The organism is Methylobacterium durans, assembly GCF_003173715.1.
Classification (GTDB): Bacteria; Pseudomonadota; Alphaproteobacteria; order Rhizobiales; family Beijerinckiaceae; genus Methylobacterium; species Methylobacterium durans.
In genome coordinates this window covers 4,797,889-4,822,709 of the sequence record NZ_CP029550.1, presented here as the reverse complement: position 1 = coordinate 4,822,709, position 24,821 = coordinate 4,797,889, and the positions used below count along the sequence as shown (strand labels likewise).

The window sequence follows — 24,821 nt, the reverse complement described above, 5'->3', positions numbered from 1 at the left end:
GGTGGACTTTCGGGGTGGAATTGGAGCCGCCATCGGTCAGGCAGCCTGTGGTGGAAGTGTCGTGACGCTCTCCTCGATCAACGCCGGAGCAAACCCGGCCATGCCCTCGATCTGCATATAGCGGTGCTGAAGCTGCCACTCGTCGTTGGCCTCCAGAAGCACCGCACCGATCAGGCGTTGGATCGAGTCCGTGTTGGGGAAGATGCCGACCACATCGGCGCGCCGCTTGATCTCCTTGTTGAGGCGTTCCAGCGGGTTCGTGCTGTGAAGCTTGGCCCGATGCTGGAGCGGGAAAGTCAGGTAGGCCAGCACGTCCTCGCACGTGGCCTCGATGAAGACCTTCAGCTTCGGCCAGCGGTTGTGCAGTTGCTCGCCCAGGTGCTGAAGGGCGGCCCGGGCGGCGTCCTGATCGGGCTGCTGGAAGGCGTGGCGCAGGCCGGCAGCCACCATGGTCTGCTGGGTCCGCGGCACGTAAGCCAGCGCGTTCCGGGTCCAATGAACGCGGCAGCGTTGCCAGGTCGCCTTCAGCATCCGGCGGATGGCCGCCTTGAGCCCCTCGTGGGCATCCGAGATGACGAGCTGCACGCCCGAGAGCCCGCGCTTGACCAAGCTCCGCAGAAAGTCTGTCCAGAACACCTCGGCCTCGGAGGGACCGATGTGCAGGCCGACGATCTCGCGCCGGCCTTCGGTGTCCACCGCGACGGCGACTATGGCAGCGACAGAGACGATGCGACCGCCCTCGCGCACCTTCAGGTAGGTGGCATCGAGCCAGAGATAGGGCCACGCACCCGAGAGCGGACGCGTCAGGAAGGCTCCGACGCGCTCGTCGATCTCCTTGCACAGCTTCGACACCGAGGACTTGGAGATGCCCGACAGGCCCATGGCCTGCACCAAGTCGTCCACGCGCCGGGTCGAGACGCCGGCGATCCACGCCTCCTGGATCACGGCGACCAGCGCCTTCTCGACCGTGCGGCGCGGCTCCAGGAAGCCGGGGAAGTAGCTGCCGGTCCGCAGCTTGGGGATCTTCAGGTTGAGTGAGCCGAGCCGTGTGTCGAGGCTGCGCTCGCGATAGCCGTTGCGGTAGGTGCTGCGTTCGCCTGTGCGCTCGTAGCGGCCCGCGCCGATCAGGCCCTCCACGTCGGCCTCCATCAGGATCTGCAGGACCGTCTCGGCCAACGAGCGCAGGAAGTTGCCGTCGTCAGCCTTCTGCAGCGCCTCGATCAGTGCCACTCTGTCGTCGGTCATCGGGTGCTCCCGGCTCAGGTTGAAGTCCGCAAACTCCACCTTAGCCGCCGGCCCCGATGGCCACCCCAATCCCCACCGAAACGGTCCCGGAAATTACACCTCGTCCGTGGACGCTACCACCTCCTCAAGTGCGATGGTCTCGATGAAGGTTATCGCGAGTTGCTCGACCTGCGCACGCACGGTCTGCCTCCCTCCCGAGCCCACCTCTAGGTACATCCTGTACCCGGCCCGCATCGCGAGGCACCCTCATCTTCTGCTCGGTTTGACAGTCCTGCGTTCCGACCGGAGAGGCCGATGCGAGGAGGATACCGGCAAGGATCTGGGATGCGCGGCACATGCCTGCTGTTCTCACACGTATTCACTCTCTGCTTCTAGTCTGAAGTGTGTCTCCATCCGCACCAACGGCGATGAATACGGAGAGATTTCAGCGAGCCGGTTGTTGTAAGCCCCAGTGTCACTCCCGGGAAGCATTCGATGGCCGGCAAGGACCATGGGCTGAGCCATACCTTTATCATCTACGATCCGCCGGCGCCTGGAATGCCGTGGATCTCGATCTGCGTCGGCCCAAATCGGAAGATCTCCTTGTCTGAGACCTTCGGCACACTGGCTGCTGCGCAGGCGCGCATGGCCGAATGCGTTGATGTTTTTGTTGAGGGTGCCCGCAACGGGCATGGCTTCCGGCTCTGGAAGGTGCGGCCGACGTATCCGTCCGTCTGAAGGTGGGTTGACGACCGTTAGGTCCGCTGGGGATCAGCTGTCGAAGCGGATCAGCCTCGGCGGTCCTCAGCTGCGAGCATAAGAGATGTCGACGAAGCTGACCCTTGCCCAGATGCAGGCCCGGCGGCTCGACCCTGCTGTACGCGAGCTGCAGCTAGGCCAAGTCCGATCGAGATGACACCGTGCTCGGAGCGAGCCTGACGCTTGCGCACCGGTTCGCCCGCTGTTCGGCCCTGCATCTAGGCTGAAGCGGCCTTAGCGGCTGCCGGACCCGCTGCCCTTCGCTCCGGGCGATGAGCCTGAGCCCGCGTCATTCGCGCCCGTGCTGTTCGAGGTTCCCGAGCGGCTCATCCCAGGCGAGCCGGCGGTGCCTGTCGAACCGGTCGCATCGTCGCGCTTAAAGCCTGCCGCGTTGGGTGAGCCTTGCATCTTGCCTGTCCGACCGGGAGCGTTGCCCGATGCCCCTGGGCTGCTGTTGTCGGCTGCCCAGACGGTCGTACCCAGTACGAGCAGGCCAGCGGCAATCGTGAGAGTGGACGTTCTCATAGGAATTCGCCTTTGCGTCTCCTCAAGCCGCCTCATTAGGGTGGCCCTCAGCTAACGCAGGCAGAGCGCCCGCTGTTCGATCCTGTGGGAGATGAAGGCTCAGCGAGCCCTACCAGCCGTGCCACTGCTCGCGCTCGTGCCGCCGCTATGGCCGCCGCTGGGGTGCACCACGCGACTGCGACGGGGCGATCTGTGATGGCTTTCGTGCATCGTCGAGCGCCTGCGGTGGCGCATTCCGAACCGGCGCCACCATGGAGCCGAACAATGGGGGGCAGCATCAACTTCTGACCTTCTTGGCGAGCCCTGATGCGAGGGCATGGCCGGAAATGCGCGGGCAACGCTTTGGCCGCAATGCAGCCGCGGTCCGGGACGACTGTTACCTCGGCCGCGGCGATCAACCCCCCGCTTGCGGCCGGCTTAGCGACTCCTGCACTGGCGAGACGGCGGCCCCTACATCCGTCGTCTCGCCTTTCCTTGCTGATCCGCTCGCGCAGCGCCGTACAAGCAGGCGGAGAATGTGCAGCGCGAACATGTGAGACCCAGTCTCTTGCATGGCTGCAGAATAACGCGAGCGGGCCTGCTTGGAGCAGGCATCATCCTGCATAAACGCCGACCCTCGGGCCGCTTTCCGGCTGAGGCATGTCATAAATGCATGACTGGCCGGTGGAATGTGGTGTGCCAGAAAGCCGCGTGCAGTGCGATATATTTTGCAACGCAAACGCATGAGGCGCCGCCGATGATCAACCTGCTGCTCTACTACGCCTTCTTCGCCGCCCTCGCCGTGAATGTCTCGCTGGTGTTCTATGTGGCTGATTTCCTGAACCCCAAGGCCGATGCCGCTCCCGCTCGCCCTCTTGTGGTCAGCAACGAGAACGCGCCGGCTTCTGTGAAGCTCGCCGCCTGAGCAGCAAGCCTGCAGCTCCCGTACTGGAAGATGATCAGCCCCGCCTGGCTCTGGCGGGGCTTTTTCACATCCGAGCCATGCCCTCGCTGACCTGAAAGCGGATCCTGATCCCCGAGCGGCTTGGGCGTTATAGAGCGTCCGCTCGATCCCTGCTCCGAGTTGGCCCGCAGGCTGATCCAAGCGTGATCGCGGTCACAGTCCGCCCAGCACGCTCTTGCCACAACCCCTCATCGCTCGGTGTCCCATCACCCTGAGGAGGCGTTCATGGCCCTGACAACTGCGCAGGTTTCCATGGCCTTCGAGAACGTCCTGCAGCGCGCGCCAGGCGACGCCGACGTGAATGCCTTCGTCTCGGCCTCGCAATCCGGATTCTTCACCGACGCGCAGATCTACGACTCGATCGTGCATTCGCCGGAGGCCAACGGAAACGTCGACCCGATCATCCGCCTCTACCAGGGCGCGTTCGGCCGCGTGCCGGACAAGGACGGCCTGCACTTCAACGTCAACGCCTTCGAGGCGTCCGGCCAGAACCTCAAAGCGATCGTCGAGATCTTTTCTCACTCCGCGGAATTCACGGCGCTCTACGGCAGCGGCGAGACCGTCACCGAGAGCTACCTCCAGTCGCTCTACGCGAACGTGCTCGGCCGGAGCGCCTCGGCCGTAGAACTGCATTCCTGGCTGGAGGCGGTCAATACGCCGGGCTCCGGCGTCGCGTCGCGCGCCGACGTGCTCAACGGCTTCGCGCAGTCGGCCGAGTTCATCGCCCGCTCGGACGCCGCAGTAAACGACTTCCTGTTCAAGGCGGCGCAGGGTCAGGACGTGTATGGGGCTCATCCGCTCCTGAGCGGCTCCGAGCACTTCTTCACGCTCACGGGCGGAACGGACACGCTGTCCGGCACCGCCGGCAACGACACCTACAACGCCGTCGTCGGTGCCGGCTTCGACGCGACCCTGACCTCGGGCGACGCGATCCAGGATCAGGGCGGCTCCGACACGCTGAACCTGATCGTCCATGGCAGCAACGACGGGGCGCCGGTGAAGGTCGCGGGCGTGGAGACGATCAACCTCGACACCGCGGTCAGCTCCGGAGGCACCACCCTGGTCGTGAACCTGAATGCTGCGGCCGCCACGACGGTCACGGTCACGGGCAGCCACGGTGTGATCTTCGACGAAAGCGCACTGCCGAATGTGACAAAGTTCGACGCGTCTGGCGTCACCGGAACGGGGGCGGCCGGCGCCGTCTTCTTCGACGGGTCGTCGCATCACGATGCGGCGCAAGGTCTGACGATGAAAGGTGGAGCGGGCAGCGACGTGTTCGCCGGCGGCTACGGAACCGACACGCTCACCAGAGGCGCCGGCAACGACGTGTTCGTGTTCGGCGACGCCAACCAGTCGACGGCAGCGCACATGGACACGATCACCGACTTCCATCCGAACACGATCGGCACGCCGGGGGCGCCGGCCAACCAGGGCGCCGGCCAGCTCACGGCCGTCTACAATGGCGACGTGCTCGACTTCACGCCGCTATTCGCCGGCAAGATGAGCGCAATTCAGCTCCGTTCCGTCCCGAATGAACATGCCGCTCTGGGGGTGATTGGACAAGATGTCGAGTTGGTAGGACGGGACGTAGCCTTCGCTGTATTCGACACGTCGAAGAGTAATCTCTACGTGGATGCCAATCACAACGGCGAGGCCGATGCGGTTATCCATCTGGAGGGCGTCACCAACCTCACCGAGGCTGCCTTCCGCTTTCACGGCGGCGACTACGGCGGGATCGTGCTGTGATGTCCAAGCAGTCTGGGCCGCATCTCGGAGACCTCAATCTCGCGGTAGAGGCCGTCTGAAGGCCGCCGAACCCATAGCGGCACGCGCAGCATCAAGCTCGTGTCGAAGCTGAGAACCGGCACTGCCGCCCGCGGATCTGAAGCGGCACAAGGCCATTGCCGACATGCTTCACCGCGGCATGTCCTGGCAGGCGGTGATGGATGCTGCCGGCTGCAGCCGGACGATGGTCGCTGCCGTCTCTAAGACGCTGAGCCCGGTCGACTGAGCAGCGGGACAGGAGCAGGTCCGTCGCGCTGCTGCCTTCAAGCCTTCTTGGCTGCCTGGGTCTGCAGGTTCGTCACCTGGAAGAGCGGGCCGCCCATCTGAGCGTGCGCCTCATCCATGATGACGGTCCCGCTCTGAGCGAGCGCGAGTTCAGCACGAACCAAACCGCCGGTACCAGCCAGAACCGCGACGGCAACGAGAGCAGCTTTGAAGTGGCGCATGTTCATCTCCCCTGTGGGTGAGATGAGGATCGACCACGCCCATGAAGGATCGGACGCGAATTTGTGTCAAATTGTACGGGTTCCCGCTGGACGAGCTGGTATGCGCATCGACGGTTAAGCACAGGTAGCGATGTGCGGGTTGCGGGTCGCCTGCGTGCAGGCCTCAAGGATTAAGACGGGCTCGGCAAACGTCGCCGATTGCATGTAGATCTCAGTTGTGCGAAATCGATGCTGCGGTGCGGTGGAACATTCCGTCGTGTTCGCAGCGGGCCGGACGGCAGTTGAGGGGGCGATCGTCTGGCCCGTTCGCGATTTAACTTGCATTAGTCCGCGCGGTGTATTTCATACCAGCGCCCCGGCACATGCTGGTGTGCGATCGCCGGCGGGTAATGGCTTCCCCCTCACCCGATTGCCCGCCGGCGATCAAAGCGCCGAACTGAAGATGCCGGTCGCGCCCCGGAAAAGGGGTAAGAGGGCCGCCGGCTCTCGGTGTTTTGCGCCACCCCCGAGTGGGCGGGCCTGTCGGGGCCCTCCTCAGGCGGACGATGATGGTAACTCGGCCGCACCAGCGCGCTAGCTTCGCAACAGCCCCTCGCCGATTGAGCGTTATGGAGCCGTCAGACACGCCACCGACCATTGGAAGAGGCTGCTCACGAACGCCGAATTAGGCGTACGGGCCGCTGAACAGGTCGCCTAGGGCTTTGCGCCGAAACAGGGTGAGCCATCGTCGCCGCTGATGCTCAGGCCGGTCTTGCAGCAGGTGGCACCGCTGACAGAAGGCAGCGAGGTTCGAGGCCGCGTTGTTGCCTGTGTCGCGGTGGGCGGTCGCAAGCACGACCTTCGTCATTCGGACAGCAGCGATTTGCTCGGCGGTTGGCAGGCTGCGCAGAAGCTTGGCTCGCCCGTCCCGCCACACGCCGTTCGCGGCGTCCCACCAGCGGCCATCTCCCAGGTGAATGACACGATGCCCGTGTGGCCGACCGCAACCTTCGCAGCGCCCACCGGCCCTGCGGGAGCGGATCAAGGCTGAGAGCTGCGGCCAATCGATTGGGTAGAAGAAGTGGTGCTCGCGCCGGATGGACATCGTGGTTCTCGGCGCTGACGAGCCAATGAAGCCTGACCGTACCGACCAGCTCGCCGGACGCCTAGATCTCTCCTGTCACAGCATAGCCTGCGCCGCCGACAGACCGAGTCTAGGGAGCGACTCCCACCCTCGCAGCCCTGTCTCAAAAACCGTCGGACACTGTTGGCGAATTCCGGAAGGTAGGGTGCTGGGCGTAGGCTGAGCGTCCCGCTCGGAGGTCGCCCATGTCGCTCCGGTTGCAATCACCGCTCCCACCTGTGCCTGAAGATACCGCTCGCGTCGCCCAGATCGCGTTCCGACGCGGCAATCCCTATCTGCTCCTGCGCACCCGCCTCGGCACCATCTTCGCCGACACTGAGTTCGCCGACCTCTATCCCGCGCGCGGCCAGCCCGCCTACGCACCCTGGTGTCTGGCCCTCGTCACGCTCCTGCAGTTCCGGGAAGGACTGAGCGACCGCCAGGCCGCCGAGGCAGTCCGTGCTCGCATCGACTGGAAGTACCTGCTCGCCCTCGACCTCACCGATCCCGGCTTCGACTACAGTGTCTTGTGCGAGTTCCGCGGCCGGCTGCTGCAGCACGAGGCCACCGGACGGCTGCTGGCCCGCATCCTCGACGCCGCACGCGACCAGGGCGTGCTCAAGGGGCACGGGCGCCAACGCACCGACAGCACCCACGTGCTCGCCGCGGTGCGCGACCTCAACCGGATCGAACTGCTGGCCGAGACGCTGCGCGCGGCTCTCAACGCGGTCGCAGCCCTTGTCCCCGACTGGCTGCGCCGGGTCGTCCCATCCGACTGGCACGAGCGCTACGATCGCCGGATCGAGGATGCGCGCCTGCCCACGACCGGCCTCAAACGCGAGGTTTACGTGCTCCAGGTCGGGGCCGACGGCTGCCGCCTGCTCGACGCGCTGGATGGCGCGGACGCCCCGCCACTCGCTGTCGCCTTGCCATCCGTCGCCGTGCTGCGCCGGGTGTGGGCGCGGCACTTCGCGCGCGCAGGTGACGGCAGCCCACTTGCTGGGGCCGGCATCCGATTGCGCCCGGTGCAGGGGCGTGGACCCGGTGACCGGATCGAGTCGCCCTACGACGTCGATGCTCGGTTCCGGGCCAAGTCCGGAACCGACTGGACCGGCTACATGGTCCACCTGACTGAGACCTGCGACCCCGACCTGCCTCGGCTGGTCGTTCACACCGACACGACGCCAGCCAACGTGCACGAGGCGATGCGCACCGCCGCGATCCATGCCGCCCTGGCCAGCTCGGGACTGCTCCCTTGCGAGCACCTGGTCGACGCTGCCTACGTGAGCGCCGAGCATCTGGTCACGGCCCGCGAGCGGCATGGCATCGCCCTGATCGGCCCGACGCGGCCGAACCAGAGTTGGCAGATGCGTGAGGAGGATGCGTTCCAAGTCACCGACTTCGCGGTCGACTGGGAGCGCCACCGCGTGCGCTGCCCCGAGGGGCACGAGAGCACGAGTTGGGGCGCCTACCGGGACAAGGCGAGCGGACGCCCATTCATCCGCGCGGGCTTCAAGCCCGCCGTCTGCCGCCTATGCCCTGCCAAGCCGCGTTGTACCCGGGCGGCGAGCCGCCGCCTCAGCCTGCATCCGCGCGCCGAGCACGAGGCGTTGGCGGCTGCGCGGCAGCGGCAGGAGAGCGAGGAAGGCCGGCGGCTCTACGGGCAGAGGAAAGGCATCGAGGCGACGATCGCGCAAGGCGTACGCAGCTTCGGCCTGCGCCGGGCACGCTACCGCGGGCTGGCGAAGACGACCTTGCAGAGCGTGGCGACGGCGGCCGCTCTCAACGTCGATCGCCTCGCTGCCTGGCTCTCGCTGCGTCCGCTGGCACCCACGCGCACCTCACGCTTCAAGGCCCTCACGGCATAGCTGTCGAATTCGCCAACAGTGTCCCGTCGTTTTCTAGACATCGCAAAGAACGAGGGCTGCCGTTCGGCAGCCCTCCTCTCGACGCACGTGATCGATGGCACCTACTCGGCCGTCGCCCATTCGCCTCTCATGCCGTCTTGCCCTTGCTCGCCGACTTGGGGGCTGCAGCCACAGCCTCAGTCTCTGCGCCCTCGACGTTGATGCGCTCGGCGATCTGCGAGAGCAGCTGGTCGGTCTTCTTCTCTTCCTGCAGCGTCTCATCCAGGAGCTTGGCGGCGTCATCGTAGCCGAGCTGGCCCGCCCAGGTCTTCAAGGTGCCGTAGCGGGCGATCTCGTAATGCTCGACCGCTTGAGCACAGGCCGCCAGCACCGCATCTGCCGCCGGGCTGTCCCCGAAATCCTCCAGGTCTTCGTCCATCTCGGAGGTGAGGCCCTGCATCGCCTCGCAGGTCTTGGCGCGAGACGGCTTGCCGATGATCTCGAACACCTGCTGCAGGCGCTCAACCTGGTTGGCGCTCTCCTCAGCGTGCGTCTCGAACGCCTGGCGCAACTCCTCGTGCTCGGCAGCCTTGGCCGACTTCTTCAGGGCGCGCACGGACTGCTTCTCAGCGTAGTACACGTCCTTCAGCGTCTCGTAGAAGGCGTCGTGCAAGGTCTTCTGCTTGGTAGCCATGTAATTCTATCTCCCACACACCGTTCAGTCCTGTCGCCAGCAGCTTGGCAGCGGCAGGCGTTGTCGTCAGAACGTGCGAGAAGGGGCAGAGGTCCCTGCGGGGAGCTGCTTTAGTCGTTTGTGAATGTCGGGGAAACGAGGCCGACGAAGGGAACCCTTTTGGTGTTGTGCTACCAGCTGATCCTACTAAGCCCAGCTCGATCTAAAATGGAGTGGGCTGACTGCGGCGTCTACGCATTGACTTGTACGCTGACCCATTCCACTGAGGTGCTCGCAGTCTTGGAAGTTATGGGAAGCATACCGTGGAAGAGAACACCTCAGCGTCGGTCGCGAACTACATCGGCTTGGCGACCGACATCGTGTCAGCGTACGTCTCCAACAACTCCGTCCGGACAGCCGACCTGCCGGACCTGATCACCTCCGTGCACGCAGCACTCGCTGGATTGAGCACACCCGCCGATCCAGCCACGGAGCAAGTCGGAAGCGGGACCGACCGCACCTGAGAAGGCAAAGGGTGGCGGCCGCTCGCGCAAGCCTGCCGTGGCTGAGGCGGCCGAGTAGGCCTCTGCTGCCGGGCTGCGCGACGGCCTATGGGCCGTCGCCGCCTTGCCCATCCATGCCGATGCCGCCGGAAGGATGGAGCCCCACGACGTTCGACAGCCAATCTACCTTGAACCACTCCACTCAGCCCTGAGACATACGCTGACAGCACGTTCCAAAATCCCGAAGCTACTCCCTTGGAACTGCTTTGGAACGTTCCATTAGGGCAAGCCCTATTGGAACGACGCTCTGCTGGGCGTCGTCTCGTTGGTTCCGTCCCGCCCTGATGGATTGCGTGATCTCCTCGACGAAGATGCGCGTCTTCGTCGGAACGAGGCGGCCGGGCAGCAGGATTGCATAGACGCTGCCCTGCTCCTTCCCGCCTCAGCCCGGCAGGACCTCAACGAGCTTGCTTGCACGGGTCGCACCATGCGCCCAAGACGGTGCTTGAGGTGGCCGAGAGCGAGGTTCGACAGACGCTCATCAATCTCGGCGCGGAGACCACCTGTGCAGTTTGTGCCGAACAACTGACTGCCTGCCCTGATGAACCTGGCGCGACTGAGCTATGATCGAAGAGAGAAGCGAGTCGTCCGTTGGTATCTACTCTGAAGCTACGAAAAATGGACGCCATTCTCGCGCGCCCAAATTGCTGCTTGAGTTCGGTTCCCCGCATTAACCTTTCGAAGAATGTTCTTGACGTGTATCTTAACAGTGGCCTCCGATAAGCAATAACGAATAGCAATGACCTTATTGGATGATCCTTCGGCAAGACATTTGAGAACTCTAATCTCAGCAGGCGACAGGGGTCGAGCTTCTGATTGGGGTTGCGCTGAAAAACCTGAGCTTACGCCTTCTCCGACGGCCTCATGCTTAACATAAATTGGCCCATCCATGTGATAACATTGGCCTATTAGAAGCTCCATTATTTTCGATGAATGAACAGAAATACCGTTCATGAGCAGATCCAGAGCAAGTATCAGTGTTTTCCCGTCGATTTCGCTATCGAGGATGCCATTTGCGGAGCGAACTATATCTTTGGGGAGAAATTTAACCAACTCGTCGTTACAGAGCAGAACCAACTTTGTCTCATTATTCGAGAAACTTTTTATCGAAAAGTTTTTAATATGCAATAGATCGGTTGCAACTAGAATGATGAGCGAAGGTTCATTTGCAGTCTCTTCAGTTTGTTCCGATCTTGGAACAACGACCTGGAACCGAGATGCTGAAAGATAGGATTTAAGGCCCTCGTGGACGAGTGAATTTGCTGTCACTACTACTGTCGGCACAATGGTATTTAGCACTTGGGAGCCCCTTAAAAATGAAAAAGTATTACTCATTTTAGCTTTAAATGGCCGCAAGACTCTTATGGTTCCAAAATTATTATGTGGCAAATTACCCAACCCGGACGATCTAGTACGTAGTACTAGACACAGGCTAAGGTCTGATACTGGTAGAGATCGCGGCGTAGATGGCGACCCGCTTTTCCGAATAGCGGTTGCCGAAGAGCTCGTCCTCAGCCAGTGCGCCTCAACCTCTACAGGTCAGTTGGTACATCGCGCTAGCGATCACTGATCCCTTGATCAACCGCACGTTTCCATAAACGTACTTCTGCGGACCGAGCGGCTCCATAACGCTCAACCTGCGGGCGCTACTGCGACCGTGCCATCACCCATGCATCCGCCCAATCCTTCTCGGCGCCTGCTGGAACAAAGCTGCGCTCATCCGATGACGAGTTCCTGCCCATCGCTGCAGACGGCGAGGATCGTTGTTACGGTATCGCTGACGCCCTGGAGCCATCAGCACCCTTCCTCGACGTTGTGCAGCGCATTCAGAGGCTTACGTCCCGAACCTGACGGTTGACGAAAATCTTCATAAAATAAATCTTGCCTAAATTCGTCTGCAGACTTGAAAGTAAATCATTAGAAAACCACTTAAGTGCAGTGCGATAAACGAAATAACTTCTTTCGCCATCTAAGATGATGAGCGAATTTATATTAGGCATAATCGTCTCGAATTCATAATCTATAGGGAAGAAAGCCACCATGGCCTTCAATCAGAATTCCAACCAGAATAAGCAGTCCGAGCAGAGCGACAAGGCCGCCGACACGGCCAAGGCGACCCTCGACAGGACCGCCGAGCAGGGCAAGCAGTTCGCTGACGCCACGCGCGACGGTGTGAACAAGATGGTCGATCTCAGCGAGCGGGCCAGCGAGAACACCAAGCAGATCGTGCAGCGGAGCGTCGAGACGGCCTCGCAGCAGGCGCGTGAGGCCGGTGCACGTTTCACCAAGACGCTGGGCTTCACCGGTGAGGACAGCGAGCGCCTCGCCCGCCAGTCCAAGCAGAACATAGAAGCGGTCGCACGCTGCGGCACGGTCCTGACCCAAGCCTTCCAGGATGCCTCGCGCAGCTGGTTCGGTCTGGCTCAGAGCCAGGTGCAACGTAACCTCGACGGCCTGAACAAGCTGACCCGGGCCAAATCGGTCCAGGAGTTTGCCGCGATCCAGAGCGAGTTGGCGCGCGAGAGCCTGCAGCACATCGTGCAGGACAGCCGGGCGATCACCGAGACCTCGACCCGCGCTGTCGAGGAGGCTAGCAAGGCTTTCGCCAGCGTCGCGCAGACGCCCACGATCGTCCGCTGAGGCGCACAGCACCTGAACCCGAGCCACGATCTCGGGTTCACCACAAGCCAGAAGGGCGGTCGCTTCGGCCGCCCTTTTCTTTTTCGGTCGCACGGGCTCCGGCGCCTCGCGGCGCGGAGCATGCCATGTACAACCCCTTTGCCGTCGCCCTGCTTGTCCTGGAGGCTCAGAAGGTCGTTGAGCTTCGGCTCATGAAGCTCGCCTGGGGTGGCTCTGAGGGCTGCGCCGAGGCCCAGCAGATGGTGAGCGAGAAGGTCAGCGCCTTCATCGAGGCGTCCGGCACGCTGATGACGGGCGGCTCCTGCGAGACAGTGGTCGCTCGCTACCGCGAGCATGTCGCAGCCAACGCCAAGCGTCTGTCTGCCGCCTAGAGCGGAATGCTCCCACCTTGGCCGCCTTTCCGGCCGAGGCCGTCCCCACGACACAAGGCTCACGTCATGACACAGCGTTCCAAGTCACGTCGCTGGCTGGTGCCAGCCCTGCTCGGGTCCGCAGCAGCCCTCGGCGCATCTGCGCTCTTGAACCGCACCGGGTTTCCCGGAGGCTGTTTGGTTTGGATCAGGCGGCCAAGGCTTGAACCTCGACCTCTGCATAGTAGCGCGCTTCCGCCTCGGCGGGAGGCACGTTGCCGATCGGTTCAAGCAGCCGACGGTGATTGAACCAATCGACCCACTCGAGCGTGGCGTACTCGACCGCCTCGAAGGATCGCCACGGCCCACGCCGATGGATCACTTCGGCCTTGAACAGGCCGATCACCGTCTCAGCGAGGGCGTTATCGTAGCTATCGCCAACACTGCCGACAGACGGTTCGATGCCGGCCTCGGCCAGGCGCTCGGTGTAGCGGATGCTCACATACTGCGATCCGCGATCTGAGTGACAGACGAGCCCGCTGCTGGCGAAGGGCCGACGTTGATGAAGGGCCTGCTCCAGGGCATCGAGCACGAAGTCTGCCCGGGCTGAGCGCGACACACGCCAGCCCACGATCCGGCGGGCGAAGACGTCGATCACGAAAGCCGCATAGACGAAGCCGCCCCAGGTGGCGATGTAGGTGAAATCCGCTACCCACAGCCTGTTCGGGCATTCGGCCTTGAACTGTCTGTTGACCCGGTCGAGCGGGCAGAAGGCAGCCGGATCGGGAATGGTCGTGCGAACTCTGCGTCCGCGGACGACGCCCTGCAGTCCTATCGCCCGCATCAGCCGCGCCACCGTGCAGCGCGCCACCGCGATCCCCTCGCGGGCGAGTTGCCGCCACACCTTGCGCACGCCGTAGACGCCGAAGTTCGCCGCGTGAACGCGCCGGATCTCGGCCATGAGCACGGCATCCCGCTTGGCTCGAGCCGGCAGTCTGCCGCGATCGGCCCGCCGCGCGGCATGAGCGTGGTACGTCGACGGGGCGATCGGCAGAACCCTGCAGATCGGCTCGACCCCGTAGGTGGCGCGATGATCGTCGATGAAGGCGATCATGACCGGGACCGGCGGTCGAGCTCCGCCTGAGCAAAATACGCCGACGCCTTCCTCAGGATCTCGTTGGCTTGCCGAAGCTCGCGGTTCTCCTGCTCCAGCGCCTTGATCCTCTCGCGCTCGTCCGTGGTCGGCCCGGCTCGTACGCCGCCGTCGCGTTCGGCCTGTCTGACCCAGTTCCGCAGCGTCTCACCCGAGCAGCCGATCTTGGCCGCGATCGATTGGATCGCCGCCCACTGTGAACCGTGCTCGCTCTCATGCTCCCGAACCAGCCGGACTGCCCGCTCGCGAACCTCAGGGGAGAAGGGTGGAGTATGCTTCGTCATGGCTCCAGTCTCTCAAGAGTTGGAGCCTCCGAAAATCCCGGAGCGGTTCACTCTACGCTGTTGCCAAGGCTCGTGAGGCGGAGCAGCGCCATCCCCCCATCGGCAGCTTCCTCACGGTCGATGGCGTGCGCCTGCATTACGTCGAGCGCGGGCAAGGCGAGCCCCTGGTGCTCATTCACGGCAACGGAACAATGATCCAGGACTTCCTGGTCAGCGGCATCGTCGATGAACTCGCCAAGCGCTACCGTATCATCATCATCGATCGTCCCGGCTACGGCTACAGTGAGCGACCGCGGGCGCTATGGACACCGCGAGCGCATGCGACCCTGTTCCAGAAGGCGCTGCAGCAGCTCGGTGTCTCGCAAGCCGTGGTGCTTGGGCATTCGTGGGGCACCCTGGTCGCGGTCGCCCTCGCGCTGCAGGCCCCTCAGCTCGTGCGCGGTCTCGTCTTAGCCTCGGGCTACTACTTTCCAACTCTGCGCGCCGACGTGATCCTGTTCTCGCCACCTGCCATCCCGGTAGTGGGTGATGCGATGCGCTACACGATCTCACCCGTGATCTCCCGGCTTCTTCTGCCGGGCCTGATCAAGGCCATGTTCGCGCCGGCCTCAGTGCCGGACCGCTTCGACCGAGAGTTCCCGAAGGAGCTGATGTTGCGGCCCCCGCAGCTGCGAGCCTCCGCTGAGGACGCTGCGCTGATGACGCCCGTCACGGTTGAGCTTCAGGAGCACTATCGCGAGTTGAAGCTACCCGTCGTGATCGTCGCGGGTGCGGACGATCAGATCGCAGATGTCGGCCGCCAGTCAGAGCGGCTGCACGGCGAAATCGCCTACAGCGAGCTCATCGTCGTACCAGGCATGGGGCACATGATCCATCACCTCGCGCCCGGCCAGGTCGTCGGAGCCGTAGATCGCGCCATCGGCAAGGTGGGCGCGAGAGCAGCTTAATGTCGCGCGGGAGGAGATCCCAGAGGACGGAGGTCAGCGCGCGATTATGGTGCTGGTGACTGATGAGGACGGCCGCGCGGTCTGCTCGGCTTCCCCCACTTTCGTAGGGCTCTGGCTGGTTCGGTAAGCATCTGAGGGAGGTGCCACAAACACGCTTCTGCGAACCGAGCGGCTCCATAACACCCACCCTGCGAACGGCTGCTGCGAGCGCCGCCGCGGCGGCATGCTCCATCAGGCCGGACACCTCGTCGGCTGAAGGGATCCATGAACGTTAGTGCTCCCGCTCCCAGCCCGCATAGCGGGGCACGTCGGCCTCGTCGGTCAGCCACGGCGCGGCGTGCGAAATCCAGATGTGTCGCGTTGGCCGCTGACCAGGATCGTCATCGAGGGTCGATACCCGTACGAGAACATGCGGCTGCGCCGGACGCTCGGCCATAAGGTGGGTGCCGCATTCGGAGCAGAAGTGGCGCAGCTTGTCCGGCGAGGAGGGGTAGGTCCGAAATAGGCTCTCACCTGCTGTCCAGCGGAAATGCTCGCGCAGGACGCCTGCGGATGTGGCGAAGGCGCTCGCATGGGCCTTGCGGCAGGTCACGCAGTGACAATGCACGATTGGCATGTCGAGTTGATCGACTTCGTAGCGGACGGCTCCGCACAAGCAGCTTCCCCTCAGCGCCATCGGCCATTCCTCACTGCCGTACGGCGCTTGAGCGCACACGGCTTTCTTGTCCTATGAAAAACCATACTGGGATTCTCGGCTGGTGAGAGGAAACTCACCCTGCCCGGCGGGACAGGGCGCCTCCGGGGTGGAAGGATACATCCCACAAGCTGATCGGCGCGGCGCCATAATGCAAAAATGTTGGGTCTCGGCCAGAAAGTGCCCACACCTATGCGTTAAATGCAGAACTGGCATCTGGCATCTGGTATGCCAGCGTGGGGCGTTTGGTGGCATAAGCGCCCCAACGCAAACAACCGCACGGGGACGCCCACCATGATCGCTCTGTTCCTCACCGCCGCCGTCGCTGCCGGTGCCGCCAACGCCGCGCTGGTCGCCTTCGCGGCTGACCGTCTGAACCCGAAGGCTGCCGCTGCCGGCGAGTTCGTCGCCGTCACCGAGACCGCCTCTGCTGCCGGCAAGGTCAGCCGCGTCAAGGCCGGCAACGAGAACGTTCCGGCCATGGCTGCCAAGCGCGCCGCCTGAGTGAGCCCGCACGCGGCACTGACGCCGCAAGTTGATGAGCCCTGCCAGACCCTGGCGGGGCTCTTTCGCGTCCGCGGAATGCCGTGGAGCTGCGAGGAACGGGTGATCTGCGGAGCCGTTGATCTAATGCACGGTCCGCTTCCATCCCCCGCGGCCGTGCTTTCGATCCCCAGAGATGACCTTCAGCCCCGGCCCCGCCGGGGTTTTTCTTTGCGCGCTTATGTCCAAGGGCGCAGGCTGATCGCCGATTGGACATTATGGAGCCTTTCCTATGGTCCCGCTAGCGCTGCGTACCTTTTCGGGGTCAGTATGTGCCGGGATCTGGGCGAGCCGGATGATGACAACCTGGGATGCGACACGCCAAGAGATGAGCCACCTCATTGCAGAGCTGGAACTGCTTACGACAGTGCAGGCGAGTACGGTGTTGGCTCTGGTGCGGATCGGCAGCGACGCCGCCGCGGCCCGGCAATGCCTCTACGAGCAGATGGGTCAGCTGAACGCTCTGCGCCGAGAGTGGACCGTGCTTGAGCAGATAGAAACGCAACTGTAGCGAGGAAGCTACCGATGAGCAGGTTCCGGCTGCACCGCGGTTGGCGCGAAGCGGACGGCCTCGTCACCGATCACGTCTCAGCGCCTAGGCGGACACCCGTGTTGAGGGCATCGCGAGCAAGCTCGTTAAAAGCGAACGCGCCCGGCTGACACGGCTCTTCACCGTTCCTGTCTGACAGCCGATCACCTCGGCGGCAGCTTCGTAGGTCAGGCCCTGCGCGCCCACGAGCAACAAGGCCTCGCGCTGGACCGCTGGCAGCTTGGCGATGTGCGTCCAGATGGTGCGCAGATCCGTGCCATGTTCCTGAGCGGCGGGTGCGGTCAGGGTGCCGGCCATAACGCCATCCGCGTCCTCGACCTCGCGCTTGGTCTTGCGGCACTCGCTGTAGAACTGGTTGCGCAGGATCGTGAAAGCCCACGCCTTCAGGTTCGAGCCCGGCAGGAAGCGATCCTGAGCTGCCCACGCTCTAACCAGCGTCTCCTGCACGAGGTCGTCGGCGCGTGCCGCGTCCGGGACGAGCGACATCGCGAACGCTCGCAGGTCAGGAAGCATCGCGATCAGGCCGTCGCGGAAGGCTTCTGCGTTCCCACCCTGCACGGCGAGCGCGCTGTCGAGCTGCGCGATCAGGTCGAGCAACCGCTGCGGCGGTTGAGCCTGCATCAGCGCGCCGTAGGCCGCCTGCAGCTCGAAGCCGAGGTGATCGAGGACGGCTACAGACAGGGGAGCCGAAGCTGTTGCGTCCCGCACATCTGGCTGATGCGCACCGAGCCCGCTTGGTATCAGCATGTCCTTCAACCTGCTGTTTTTTCTCAGAGTCATGCGCGGAGGCGTACGCTGAGCACTCTGACTGTACAGTGAACACCTAACTAGGCCGTTGGAGGATCGTTCCGCGTGGCGCTCGCGTTCCTGCCGTCCTCTGCAAGCCAGTGCGATTGGGGTTAATGGCGCGCTCAGTGACCTACAGCATCGTCGACCATCCAGACGGGCGGTTCGCGGTCGTGGCTGCTTCTGCGGCCGGTTCGGTGCACTGGCGCTGCGGGTTCCTGACGCTTGCCGAGGCCGAGCAGTGTGTTGAGGACCTGCGCGCCATGATGGCGGCCTGTGGCGCCGTGCTGGTGCGCTGGGAAGGGGAGCGGCCGGATACGGACCTACGGGCAATGCTCAGAGCACTCGGACCACCGTTCCAATAGGGCTTGGCCTAGTGGGAGGACCGCGAAACGATCACTCGCCCCTCACAAGGCCCAGCTTCGGCGTTTTGATAGGCCCGACCCGGCGATGTCATAGACCCTCGTGACAGCGGGACCTCAGGGCTGTGCCGGCGCGCACTCGCACCAATTGCTGCACCGCGATATCTTCAGTGCAATGCAGCAGGAGGGTGAGATGACCTACCGCAGCGTGTTGAAAGAGGTGGATGGCAAACCGGCTGTCTTTATCGGCTCACGGACCGGGCGTGACGATGCCGAGAAGGTGCTCCTTCGGGTCGGAGACACGGAGAAGACGATAAGCGGACAGCAATGGGCCGCGGCCCCGTTTTGGGCGGGTAAGCGGCCCGTATGGGCAGGGAAATAGGCCCTAAGCCGCTATGGGGGCGCAGCTTGCGTCTCCTTACAGATCCCGGTCATGGAACTCTGTCGGTCCGGTTTGGGCATGCCCTTTCCAGACCGGCTGAAATCCGGTCCGAAAAATGCCGATTGACAATTCAAAACGGACCAATAGCATACGGACGATCCAAAACGGACCGGAATCCGCCATGTCGTTCGTCCGTGCCTATCTCCGCGCCTCTACCGGCGAACAGGACGCTAGCCGAGCCCGCGCGCAGCTCGAAGCCTTTGCGGTCGAGCGGGGGCTCAGGATCGCGAGCTGGTACGTGGAGAACGAGTCCGGCTCGAAGCTCACCCGCCCCGAGCTGTTCCGGCTCCTGCGCGATGCCCAGGCCGGCGACATCCTGCTCGTGGAGCAGGTGGACCGCCTCTCGCGCCTGACCTCTGCCGACTGGGAGAAGCTGAAGGCCGAGATTGCCGCCCGCCACATCCGCGTGGTGGCGCTCGATCTGCCGACCTCCTGGATGATGGCGACCCAAAGCGCCGACGAGTTCACCGGCCGCATGTTCGAAGCCATCAACGCGATGCTCCTCGACATGCTCGCGGCTGTGGCGCGCAAGGACTACGACGACCGGCGCCGCCGGCAGGCACAAGGGCAAGCGCGCGCCAAGGTGGAGGGCAAGTACCGGGGCCGTCCCGCGGATCTGAAGCGGCACAAGGCCATTGCCGACATGCTTCACCGCGGCATGTCCTGGCAGGCGGTGATGGATGCGGCTGGGTGCTCCCGCACGATGGTCGCTGCCGTCTCTAAGACGCTGAGCCCGATCGACTGAACAGCGAGACAGGAGCAGGTCCATCGCGCTGCTGCCTTCAAGCCTTCTTGGCTGCCTGGGTCTGCAGGTTCGTCACCTGGAAGAGCGGGCCGCCCATCTGAGCGTGCGCCTCATCCATGATGACGGTCCCGCTCTGAGCGAGCGCGAGTTCAGCACGAACCAAACCGCCGGTACCAGCCAGAACCGCGACGGCAACGAAAGCAGCTTTGAAGTGGCGTATGTTCATCTCCCCTGTGGGTGAGATGAGGATCGACCACGCCCATGAAGGATCGGACGCGAATTTGCGTCAAATTGTACGGGTTCCCTCTGGACGAGCTGGTATGCGCATCGACGGTTAAGCACAGGTAGCGATGTGCGGGTTGCGGGTCGCCTGCGTGCAGGCTTCAAGGATTAAGCCGGGCTCGGCAAACGTCACTGATTGCATGTAGATCTCAGTTGTGCGAAATCGATGCTGCGGTGCGGTGGAACATTCCGCCGTGTTCGCAGCGGGCCGGACGGTAGTTGAGGGGGCGATCGTCTGGCTCGTTCGCGATTTAACTTGCATTAGTCCGCGCGGTGTATTTCATACCAGCGCCCCGGCACATGCTGGTGTGCGGTCGCCGGCGGGTAATGGCTTCCCCCTCACCCGATTGCCCGCCGGCGATCAAAGCGCCGAACTGACGATGACGGCCGCGCCCCGCGTGACCTACCCATGGGCAGCCTTGACCGTTGTATGTAGGCGAGGCCGAGCACGCGGCCCTAGGATGTGTACAGAACTCCGTAGGCGACCGAGAGCGTTGGGCCGCCAAACAGGCGCGGAAGTGTGGCGGTGGATCTGTATGAGCTTCCCGAACGATCCTGTGGCCCTCGCAGTTGAAATGAGGGACTGCTTACGCATGGGCGGCCCGCGCCCACTCGGCGGGTGGCGCAAAACGGCCGAGAGCCGGCGGCTCGGTTCGCACCCGAGCGCGGCCGGCGCTGTTGTTACCGCTTTGGCAAAAAACAAATCGAAGAAAGGCGGGGCGGCGACCGAAGTCGAGTGCTCCGAGCTTGAGTTGCCTCGAAAGCGCGTCAGACTAGCCAGCGGGCGAACAAGATTGAGAACAATCGAGGCGCACAGGCAACCCGCCGTCAGTCAGTTGGAGCTGGCCCGAGTCCCGTCCTTTAGGGTGCGATCAGGCTTGGCGCCCGCACGCTCCTCGCCAAGTCCAGTCGAGGCGGTATAGAGGGAGGGTGGGCCCGAGGAGAATGCCAGCTGACACGGCTGAGCGAGATCTGGAGGGCGGTTAGTGGCGCTGCTCCCCGGGCAGCACCGGAATGCCTCATCGGGCTGCCGGCATCCGTGACCGCGATCACGTTGGCCCAAACCAAATCGATGATCGAGGAGAGCATGCCCCTGCCGGCCGTCGCAGAAGTGGCCGGCAGGGGCTGTCGCCGATGAGGGGAAGGACAGCGGCGAGCACAGTCAGGCTCGGCCCGATCGGTGAATGAAGAGTTATCTCCCGGGCGACGTCCGGATGCTCCTGCTCATCGTCACTGCAAGCTGGCAGTCACCGCGGCATAGATCGCGATGACAACCACGCCATAGGCGAGGGCCTCAGCCACCAAGACGATGACCCACGCGGACAGAGGGATCTTGGCGTGCCATTCAAGGAAGTGCCTCATGCGGGCCTCCCTCTGTGCTGCATCAACGCGCACTGGGACCCGCTGTGTCCTACTTCCCGCGAATTTGGCAGTCGCTGAGTGGAACGAGGTCTGATCCGCGCCTGAGGACCAACCGTGCGGCGACGGCCGCCACGGACCCAGAAATCGGATGCCAGCGGCATGCCGGATGCAGGCCGACGCCAAGTGCCCCTCAGATACGCTCCGAGGGGCACGTTAGGTCGGCACCGTTTTAGCGCCGGCTGTAGTCCTGCATGCCTCTGATCTCCTTCCGCCGCTCCTCGTAGGAGCTCATGATGGTGCCGCTGGCCTTCTTCATTCCATGCTGCCGGTAGTCTTTGGCGGCCTCGCGGCCTTTCAGGTACACCTGCTTCCCGTAATAGGCAGTCATCGCACCCGCTCCCGCGGCCGTGCCGCCGCTACGTAGCAATGCAGCTGTTCCGCCACCGCCGGTGAGCAGGCCCACGCCGACTGCTGCGCCGATCTTGGCTTCCTTCGTACGCGCTGCCTTGGCGACATCATCGGCCAGCGGCTTGAAGACCTTCAAAGGCGTGTTCTCGATGGCCTTGCCGGCGTGGTGATAATACGTTGAGATCGCCCCGCCGACGGGCTTGGCGACCTTCATATAGGCCTTCGGTGCAGCCTTCACTGTCTTGACGGCATCTTGGCCAACGCTTTCGGCGGCGTGACCAACGCTCTTCGCGCCCTTCTCGACCGTCTTACCGACGGCCTTTGCACTCTTCTCAACCGTCCTGCTGACGGTCTTGGTTGCCTTCTTCGCTACCTTCACCGCGCCCTTTGCAATCTTGACAGGGTTTAGGTCGCTGAATCCGAAAGCGGACGCCGGAGCGACCACAGTGAGCGCCAGAGGGACGGCGAGGCCCAAGGCGAGGAGGGGACGGTGCAGTGTCATGGGGGCTCTCCGCAGTAGCAGCCCTGATTGGCTGCCCGCGAACGAAACCCCCTTTACTCGTGAACTTCTGTGACCTCGTTCACATTTATGACTGCAAGTAATGGACGCAATCTGAGTTTGAAGTCGAACAAGAAACAATCAATACTTGCGGAGCTAAATGGGTGCGTGCTGCGCCCACGATGGCGAAGCCGGCCGCTCGAAAGCGGCACCGATCATCTCCGCATTACAGCACCGGGCAAGCCAAGCCGGTAGAGTGAATACGCGACTTTCCTTGGATATACTAAATTGTAGGAAGCCCTGTTCAATCTTGAGCCGTTTAAGGACGCGGGCGTTCTGCCCCTCCTGGGTGGGAGCTGCGATGCTGACGGACGCGGACTGGATGAGCCTGGAGCCGCTGATTGAGGCGTGCCGCCCGAAGGGCAAGACACCGCCTCAGGATTTGCGCCGCACGATCTCTGCCATCCTGTGCCTGTAGGCAGGCGTTGCGATCTGCATTCCTCAGCCCTGCGGAACTAGAAAAATCCGAGCTTGGTTTCTCGGCCTCAAGGAGAAACTGTCATGAAGATGCATGCCCTCATTGTCGCTGGCCTGCTTGCCGCGACGCCCGTCCTCGCACAGTCGGTGGGTGAGAAAACCGGCGTGAACTCACTCGTGGGCGCGAGCCCGTCCACCGCAGATTTCGTGACGCAAGCTGCGATCAGCGACATGTTCGAGATCCAGTCGAGCCAGCTCGCGGCGGAGCGGGGCGACGAGGCAACAAAGAAGTTTGCCCAGCAGATGATCGCCGACCACCAGAAGACATCGAGCGAGATGAAGGCGATGGTTCAGGGTGGCAAGGTGCAGGCCACCATTCCGGCTGCGCTCGACAGCACGCATCAGAGCAAACTCGACAAGCTGAAGGGCTTGAAGGGCAACGACTTCAACAAGCAGTACCACAGCGATCAGGTCACGGCGCACAAGAACGCGGTGGACCTGTTCCAGCGCTACGCCAAGGGCGGTGATAATGCGGACTTGAAGGCTTGGGCCGGCAAGACCCAGCCTGCCCTGGAGCAGCATCTCCAGATGGCGCAGAAGCTCGACAAGTAGGCTCACAAAAAGGGATTGGGCGGGCAGGAAAACGTTGAACCCGCCCGATCCTTGATGCTCGTTCTGCGGTCTAGAAAACGACGGGACACTGTTGGCGAATTCGACAGCTATGCCGTGAGGGCCTTGAAGCGTGAGGTGCGCGTGGGTGCCAGCGGACGCAGCGAGAGCCAGGCAGCGAGGCGATCGACGTTGAGAGCGGCCGCCGTCGCCACGCTCTGCAAGGTCGTCTTCGCCAGCCCGCGGTAGCGTGCCCGGCGCAGGCCGAAGCTGCGTACGCCTTGCGCGATCGTCGCCTCGATGCCTTTCCTCTGCCCGTAGAGCCGCCGGCCTTCCTCGCTCTCCTGCCGCTGCCGCGCAGCCGCCAACGCCTCGTGCTCGGCGCGCGGATGCAGGCTGAGGCGGCGGCTCGCCGCCCGGGTACAACGCGGCTTGGCAGGGCATAGGCGGCAGACGGCGGGCTTGAAGCCCGCGCGGATGAATGGGCGTCCGCTCGCCTTGTCCCGGTAGGCGCCCCAACTCGTGCTCTCGTGCCCCTCGGGGCAGCGCACGCGGTGGCGCTCCCAGTCGACCGCGAAGTCGGTGACTTGGAACGCATCCTCCTCACGCATCTGCCAACTCTGGTTCGGCCGCGTCGGGCCGATCAGGGCGATGCCATGCCGCTCGCGGGCCGTGACCAGATGCTCGGCGCTCACGTAGGCAGCGTCGACCAGGTGCTCGCAAGGGAGCAGTCCCGAGCTGGCCAGGGCGGCATGGATCGCGGCGGTGCGCATCGCCTCGTGCACGTTGGCTGGCGTCGTGTCGGTGTGAACGACCAGCCGAGGCAGGTCGGGGTCGCAGGTCTCAGTCAGGTGGACCATGTAGCCGGTCCAGTCGGTTCCGGACTTGGCCCGGAACCGAGCATCGACGTCGTAGGGCGACTCGATCCGGTCACCGGGTCCACGCCCCTGCACCGGGCGCAATCGGATGCCGGCCCCAGCAAGTGGGCTGCCGTCACCTGCGCGCGCGAAGTGCCGCGCCCACACCCGGCGCAGCACGGCGACGGATGGCAAGGCGACAGCGAGTGGCGGGGCGTCCGCGCCATCCAGCGCGTCGAGCAGGCGGCAGCCGTCGGCCCCGACCTGGAGCACGTAAACCTCGCGTTTGAGGCCGGTCGTGGGCAGGCGCGCATCCTCGATCCGGCGATCGTAGCGCTCGTGCCAGTCGGATGGGACGACCCGGCGCAGCCAGTCGGGGACAAGGGCTGCGACCGCGTTGAGAGCCGCGCGCAGCGTCTCGGCCAGCAGTTCGATCCGGTTGAGGTCGCGCACCGCGGCGAGCACGTGGGTGCTGTCGGTGCGTTGGCGCCCGCGCCCCTTGAGCACGCCCTGGTCGCGTGCGGCGTCGAGGATGCGGGCCAGCAGCCGTCCGGTGGCATCGTGCTGCAGCAGCCGGCCGCGGAACTCGCACAAGACACTGTAGTCGAAGCCTGGATCGGTGAGGTCGAGGGCGAGCAGGTACTTCCAGTCGATGCGAGCACGGACTGCCTCGGCGGCCTGGCGGTCGCTCAGTCCTTCCCGGAACTGCAGGAGCGTGACGAGGGCCAGACGCCAGGGTGCGTAGGCGGGCTGGCCGCGCGCGGGATAGAGGTCGGCGAACTCAGTGTCGGCGAAGATGGTGCCGAGGCGGGTGCGCAGGAGCAGATAGGGATTGCCGCGTCGGAACGCGATCTGGGCGACGCGAGCGGTATCTTCAGGCACAGGTGGGAGCGGTGATTGCAACCGGAGCGACATGGGCGACCTCCGATCCAGCCATTCTGCAGGACCTGCACGGCCAGCATTG

At 63.8% G+C, this 24,821-nt stretch carries 26 protein-coding genes and 1 other annotated feature; of the genes, 14 read left to right on the top strand and 12 right to left on the bottom strand.

Annotation, left to right across the window (positions count from 1 at the left end):
* Positions 1–36 precede the first annotated feature (36 nt).
* Entirely contained in the window at positions 37–1,245 is a 1,209-nt protein-coding gene (locus tag DK389_RS22130) for an IS256 family transposase (RefSeq protein WP_109896724.1), read from the bottom strand.
* Positions 1,246–1,719: 474 nt separating this feature from the next.
* Between DK389_RS22130 and DK389_RS22125 the strand changes: the two genes are divergently transcribed.
* The 3 genes from DK389_RS22125 to DK389_RS22115 all read left to right on the top strand — a co-directional run bounded on the left by DK389_RS22125 (position 1,720) and on the right by DK389_RS22115 (position 5,197).
* Positions 1,720–1,962 (top strand): hypothetical protein, encoded by a 243-nt coding sequence (locus DK389_RS22125; protein WP_109892847.1) that lies wholly within the window; start codon positions 1,720–1,722, stop codon positions 1,960–1,962.
* A 1,282-nt stretch (positions 1,963–3,244) separates the two neighbouring features.
* Positions 3,245–3,412 (top strand): hypothetical protein, encoded by a 168-nt coding sequence (locus DK389_RS33490; RefSeq protein WP_194075099.1) that lies wholly within the window; start codon positions 3,245–3,247, stop codon positions 3,410–3,412.
* Between the two features lie 264 nt (positions 3,413–3,676).
* The gene (locus DK389_RS22115; RefSeq protein WP_109892843.1) at positions 3,677–5,197 is read left to right on the top strand and encodes a DUF4214 domain-containing protein; all 1,521 of its coding nucleotides are present in this window, start codon (positions 3,677–3,679) and stop codon (positions 5,195–5,197) included.
* Between the two features lie 302 nt (positions 5,198–5,499).
* On the opposite strand, the gene DK389_RS22110 is transcribed toward DK389_RS22115, so the two are convergent.
* Both DK389_RS22110 and DK389_RS22105 read right to left on the bottom strand, forming a co-directional pair.
* Positions 5,500–5,682 carry a hypothetical protein gene (locus DK389_RS22110; RefSeq protein ID WP_162560771.1) on the bottom strand — a complete coding sequence of 61 codons (183 nt, stop codon included), beginning with the start codon at positions 5,680–5,682 and terminating at the stop codon, positions 5,500–5,502.
* A gap of 664 nt (positions 5,683–6,346) precedes the next feature.
* Positions 6,347–6,766, bottom strand: coding sequence for a hypothetical protein (locus DK389_RS22105; RefSeq protein ID WP_109892839.1), 420 nt, complete (start codon positions 6,764–6,766; stop codon positions 6,347–6,349).
* A gap of 224 nt (positions 6,767–6,990) precedes the next feature.
* Here DK389_RS22105 and DK389_RS22100 point away from each other — a divergent pair, with 224 nt between their 5' ends.
* A complete protein-coding gene (locus DK389_RS22100) occupies positions 6,991–8,652 on the top strand; it encodes an IS1182 family transposase (RefSeq protein ID WP_109892837.1) in 1,662 nt (553 codons plus the stop codon).
* A gap of 127 nt (positions 8,653–8,779) precedes the next feature.
* On the opposite strand, the gene DK389_RS22095 is transcribed toward DK389_RS22100, so the two are convergent.
* Complete coding sequence (locus tag DK389_RS22095; protein ID WP_109892835.1) at positions 8,780–9,325, bottom strand: YciE/YciF ferroxidase family protein; 546 nt, start codon at positions 9,323–9,325, stop codon at positions 8,780–8,782.
* A gap of 302 nt (positions 9,326–9,627) precedes the next feature.
* Here DK389_RS22095 and DK389_RS22090 point away from each other — a divergent pair, with 302 nt between their 5' ends.
* Positions 9,628–9,828 (top strand): MucR family transcriptional regulator, encoded by a 201-nt coding sequence (locus DK389_RS22090; protein ID WP_418291965.1) that lies wholly within the window; start codon positions 9,628–9,630, stop codon positions 9,826–9,828.
* 648 nt (positions 9,829–10,476) lie between these two features.
* Here DK389_RS22090 and DK389_RS34465 read toward each other — a convergent pair.
* The gene (locus DK389_RS34465; protein ID WP_236961032.1) at positions 10,477–10,758 is read right to left on the bottom strand and encodes a response regulator transcription factor; all 282 of its coding nucleotides are present in this window, start codon (positions 10,756–10,758) and stop codon (positions 10,477–10,479) included.
* Positions 10,759–11,907: 1,149 nt separating this feature from the next.
* On the opposite strand from DK389_RS34465, the gene DK389_RS22080 reads away from it, so the two are divergent.
* Together DK389_RS22080 and DK389_RS22075 are read left to right on the top strand one after the other, a co-directional pair.
* The gene (locus DK389_RS22080) at positions 11,908–12,507 is read left to right on the top strand and encodes a phasin family protein (protein ID WP_109892831.1); all 600 of its coding nucleotides are present in this window, start codon (positions 11,908–11,910) and stop codon (positions 12,505–12,507) included.
* Between the two features lie 125 nt (positions 12,508–12,632).
* On the top strand, positions 12,633–12,878 hold the full coding sequence (locus tag DK389_RS22075) for a hypothetical protein (protein ID WP_109892829.1): 246 nt from the start codon (positions 12,633–12,635) through the stop codon (positions 12,876–12,878).
* 187 nt (positions 12,879–13,065) lie between these two features.
* On the opposite strand, the gene DK389_RS22070 is transcribed toward DK389_RS22075, so the two are convergent.
* Positions 13,066–14,294, bottom strand: a protein-coding gene (locus tag DK389_RS22070) for an IS3 family transposase (protein ID WP_109888298.1) whose coding sequence is annotated in 2 segments (ribosomal slippage) — positions 13,066–14,006 and positions 14,006–14,294 — 1,230 coding nt in all. Because the reading frame shifts where the segments join, the coding sequence is not laid out codon by codon here.
* Positions 13,897–14,013 (bottom strand) — a sequence feature (AL1L pseudoknot). It overlaps the preceding gene by 117 nt.
* On the opposite strand from DK389_RS22070, the gene DK389_RS22065 reads away from it, so the two are divergent.
* A complete protein-coding gene (locus DK389_RS22065) occupies positions 14,276–15,241 on the top strand; it encodes an alpha/beta fold hydrolase (protein ID WP_418291964.1) in 966 nt (321 codons plus the stop codon). The two genes, DK389_RS22070 and DK389_RS22065, sit on opposite strands and share 19 nt — an antisense overlap.
* A 271-nt stretch (positions 15,242–15,512) precedes the next feature.
* Here DK389_RS22065 and DK389_RS22060 read toward each other — a convergent pair whose 3' ends face one another.
* On the bottom strand, positions 15,513–15,917 hold the full coding sequence (locus DK389_RS22060) for a GFA family protein (RefSeq protein ID WP_109892827.1): 405 nt from the start codon (positions 15,915–15,917) through the stop codon (positions 15,513–15,515).
* A gap of 312 nt (positions 15,918–16,229) precedes the next feature.
* On the opposite strand from DK389_RS22060, the gene DK389_RS22055 reads away from it, so the two are divergent.
* Both DK389_RS22055 and DK389_RS22050 read left to right on the top strand, forming a co-directional pair.
* Positions 16,230–16,439, top strand: a complete 210-nt coding sequence (locus tag DK389_RS22055) for a hypothetical protein (protein WP_109892825.1) — start codon at positions 16,230–16,232, stop codon at positions 16,437–16,439.
* Positions 16,440–16,806: 367 nt separating this feature from the next.
* Positions 16,807–16,989, top strand: a complete 183-nt coding sequence (locus tag DK389_RS22050; RefSeq protein WP_162560769.1) for a hypothetical protein — start codon at positions 16,807–16,809, stop codon at positions 16,987–16,989.
* Positions 16,990–17,073: 84 nt separating this feature from the next.
* Here DK389_RS22050 and DK389_RS22045 read toward each other — a convergent pair whose 3' ends face one another.
* The gene (locus tag DK389_RS22045) at positions 17,074–17,775 is read right to left on the bottom strand and encodes a sigma-70 family RNA polymerase sigma factor (protein ID WP_109892821.1); all 702 of its coding nucleotides are present in this window, start codon (positions 17,773–17,775) and stop codon (positions 17,074–17,076) included.
* A gap of 155 nt (positions 17,776–17,930) precedes the next feature.
* Here DK389_RS22045 and DK389_RS22040 point away from each other — a divergent pair, with 155 nt between their 5' ends.
* The 3 genes from DK389_RS22040 (at position 17,931) to DK389_RS22030 (ending at position 19,363) form a co-directional block, all read left to right on the top strand.
* Complete coding sequence (locus tag DK389_RS22040) at positions 17,931–18,179, top strand: hypothetical protein (RefSeq protein WP_109892819.1); 249 nt, start codon at positions 17,931–17,933, stop codon at positions 18,177–18,179.
* 190 nt (positions 18,180–18,369) lie between these two features.
* Positions 18,370–18,558, top strand: a complete 189-nt coding sequence (locus DK389_RS22035; RefSeq protein WP_162560768.1) for a hypothetical protein — start codon at positions 18,370–18,372, stop codon at positions 18,556–18,558.
* Positions 18,559–18,739: 181 nt separating this feature from the next.
* On the top strand, positions 18,740–19,363 hold the full coding sequence (locus DK389_RS22030; protein ID WP_109892815.1) for a recombinase family protein: 624 nt from the start codon (positions 18,740–18,742) through the stop codon (positions 19,361–19,363).
* 37 nt (positions 19,364–19,400) lie between these two features.
* Here DK389_RS22030 and DK389_RS22025 read toward each other — a convergent pair whose 3' ends face one another.
* The 3 genes from DK389_RS22025 to DK389_RS22020 all read right to left on the bottom strand — a co-directional run bounded on the left by DK389_RS22025 (position 19,401) and on the right by DK389_RS22020 (position 21,917).
* The gene (locus tag DK389_RS22025; RefSeq protein WP_109892813.1) at positions 19,401–19,589 is read right to left on the bottom strand and encodes a hypothetical protein; all 189 of its coding nucleotides are present in this window, start codon (positions 19,587–19,589) and stop codon (positions 19,401–19,403) included.
* A gap of 1,286 nt (positions 19,590–20,875) precedes the next feature.
* Complete coding sequence (locus DK389_RS35015) at positions 20,876–21,007, bottom strand: hypothetical protein (protein ID WP_257791906.1); 132 nt, start codon at positions 21,005–21,007, stop codon at positions 20,876–20,878.
* A 229-nt stretch (positions 21,008–21,236) separates the two neighbouring features.
* Positions 21,237–21,917 carry a hypothetical protein gene (locus DK389_RS22020; protein ID WP_109892811.1) on the bottom strand — a complete coding sequence of 227 codons (681 nt, stop codon included), beginning with the start codon at positions 21,915–21,917 and terminating at the stop codon, positions 21,237–21,239.
* A 564-nt stretch (positions 21,918–22,481) separates the two neighbouring features.
* On the opposite strand from DK389_RS22020, the gene DK389_RS22010 reads away from it, so the two are divergent.
* A complete protein-coding gene (locus tag DK389_RS22010) occupies positions 22,482–23,003 on the top strand; it encodes a DUF4142 domain-containing protein (RefSeq protein WP_194075251.1) in 522 nt (173 codons plus the stop codon).
* A 107-nt stretch (positions 23,004–23,110) separates the two neighbouring features.
* Here the strand turns inward: DK389_RS22010 and DK389_RS22005 are convergent, their stop codons facing one another.
* Entirely contained in the window at positions 23,111–24,772 is a 1,662-nt protein-coding gene (locus DK389_RS22005; RefSeq protein WP_109892807.1) for an IS1182 family transposase, read from the bottom strand.
* Positions 24,773–24,821: the final 49 nt, after the last annotated feature.

Excerpts from the sequence above, each read along its gene's own strand:
- DK389_RS22125 (WP_109892847.1), top strand. The coding sequence starts at position 1,720 with ATGGCCGGCAAGGACCATGGGCTGAGCCATACCTTTATCATCTACGAT.
- DK389_RS22105 (WP_109892839.1), bottom strand. The coding sequence starts at position 6,766 with ATGTCCATCCGGCGCGAGCACCACTTCTTCTACCCAATCGATTGGCCG.
- DK389_RS22030 (WP_109892815.1), top strand. The coding sequence starts at position 18,740 with ATGTCGTTCGTCCGTGCCTATCTCCGCGCCTCTACCGGCGAACAGGAC.
- DK389_RS22050 (WP_162560769.1), top strand. The coding sequence starts at position 16,807 with ATGAGCCACCTCATTGCAGAGCTGGAACTGCTTACGACAGTGCAGGCG.
- DK389_RS34465 (WP_236961032.1), bottom strand. The coding sequence starts at position 10,758 with ATGGATGGGCCAATTTATGTTAAGCATGAGGCCGTCGGAGAAGGCGTA.
- DK389_RS22040 (WP_109892819.1), top strand. The coding sequence starts at position 17,931 with ATGGCGCGCTCAGTGACCTACAGCATCGTCGACCATCCAGACGGGCGG.
- DK389_RS22005 (WP_109892807.1), bottom strand. The coding sequence starts at position 24,772 with ATGTCGCTCCGGTTGCAATCACCGCTCCCACCTGTGCCTGAAGATACC.
- DK389_RS22055 (WP_109892825.1), top strand. The coding sequence starts at position 16,230 with ATGATCGCTCTGTTCCTCACCGCCGCCGTCGCTGCCGGTGCCGCCAAC.
- DK389_RS22025 (WP_109892813.1), bottom strand. The coding sequence starts at position 19,589 with ATGAACATACGCCACTTCAAAGCTGCTTTCGTTGCCGTCGCGGTTCTG.
- DK389_RS22075 (WP_109892829.1), top strand. The coding sequence starts at position 12,633 with ATGTACAACCCCTTTGCCGTCGCCCTGCTTGTCCTGGAGGCTCAGAAG.
- DK389_RS22110 (WP_162560771.1), bottom strand. The coding sequence starts at position 5,682 with ATGCGCCACTTCAAAGCTGCTCTCGTTGCCGTCGCGGTTCTGGCTGGT.
- DK389_RS22060 (WP_109892827.1), bottom strand. The coding sequence starts at position 15,917 with ATGGCGCTGAGGGGAAGCTGCTTGTGCGGAGCCGTCCGCTACGAAGTC.
- DK389_RS22100 (WP_109892837.1), top strand. The coding sequence starts at position 6,991 with ATGTCGCTCCGGTTGCAATCACCGCTCCCACCTGTGCCTGAAGATACC.
- DK389_RS33490 (WP_194075099.1), top strand. The coding sequence starts at position 3,245 with ATGATCAACCTGCTGCTCTACTACGCCTTCTTCGCCGCCCTCGCCGTG.
- DK389_RS22080 (WP_109892831.1), top strand. The coding sequence starts at position 11,908 with ATGGCCTTCAATCAGAATTCCAACCAGAATAAGCAGTCCGAGCAGAGC.
- DK389_RS22130 (WP_109896724.1), bottom strand. The coding sequence starts at position 1,245 with ATGACCGACGACAGAGTGGCACTGATCGAGGCGCTGCAGAAGGCTGAC.
- DK389_RS22115 (WP_109892843.1), top strand. The coding sequence starts at position 3,677 with ATGGCCCTGACAACTGCGCAGGTTTCCATGGCCTTCGAGAACGTCCTG.
- DK389_RS22045 (WP_109892821.1), bottom strand. The coding sequence starts at position 17,775 with ATGCTGATACCAAGCGGGCTCGGTGCGCATCAGCCAGATGTGCGGGAC.
- DK389_RS22010 (WP_194075251.1), top strand. The coding sequence starts at position 22,482 with ATGCATGCCCTCATTGTCGCTGGCCTGCTTGCCGCGACGCCCGTCCTC.
- DK389_RS22035 (WP_162560768.1), top strand. The coding sequence starts at position 18,370 with ATGACCTACCGCAGCGTGTTGAAAGAGGTGGATGGCAAACCGGCTGTC.
- DK389_RS22095 (WP_109892835.1), bottom strand. The coding sequence starts at position 9,325 with ATGGCTACCAAGCAGAAGACCTTGCACGACGCCTTCTACGAGACGCTG.
- DK389_RS35015 (WP_257791906.1), bottom strand. The coding sequence starts at position 21,007 with ATGAGGCACTTCCTTGAATGGCACGCCAAGATCCCTCTGTCCGCGTGG.
- DK389_RS22020 (WP_109892811.1), bottom strand. The coding sequence starts at position 21,917 with ATGACACTGCACCGTCCCCTCCTCGCCTTGGGCCTCGCCGTCCCTCTG.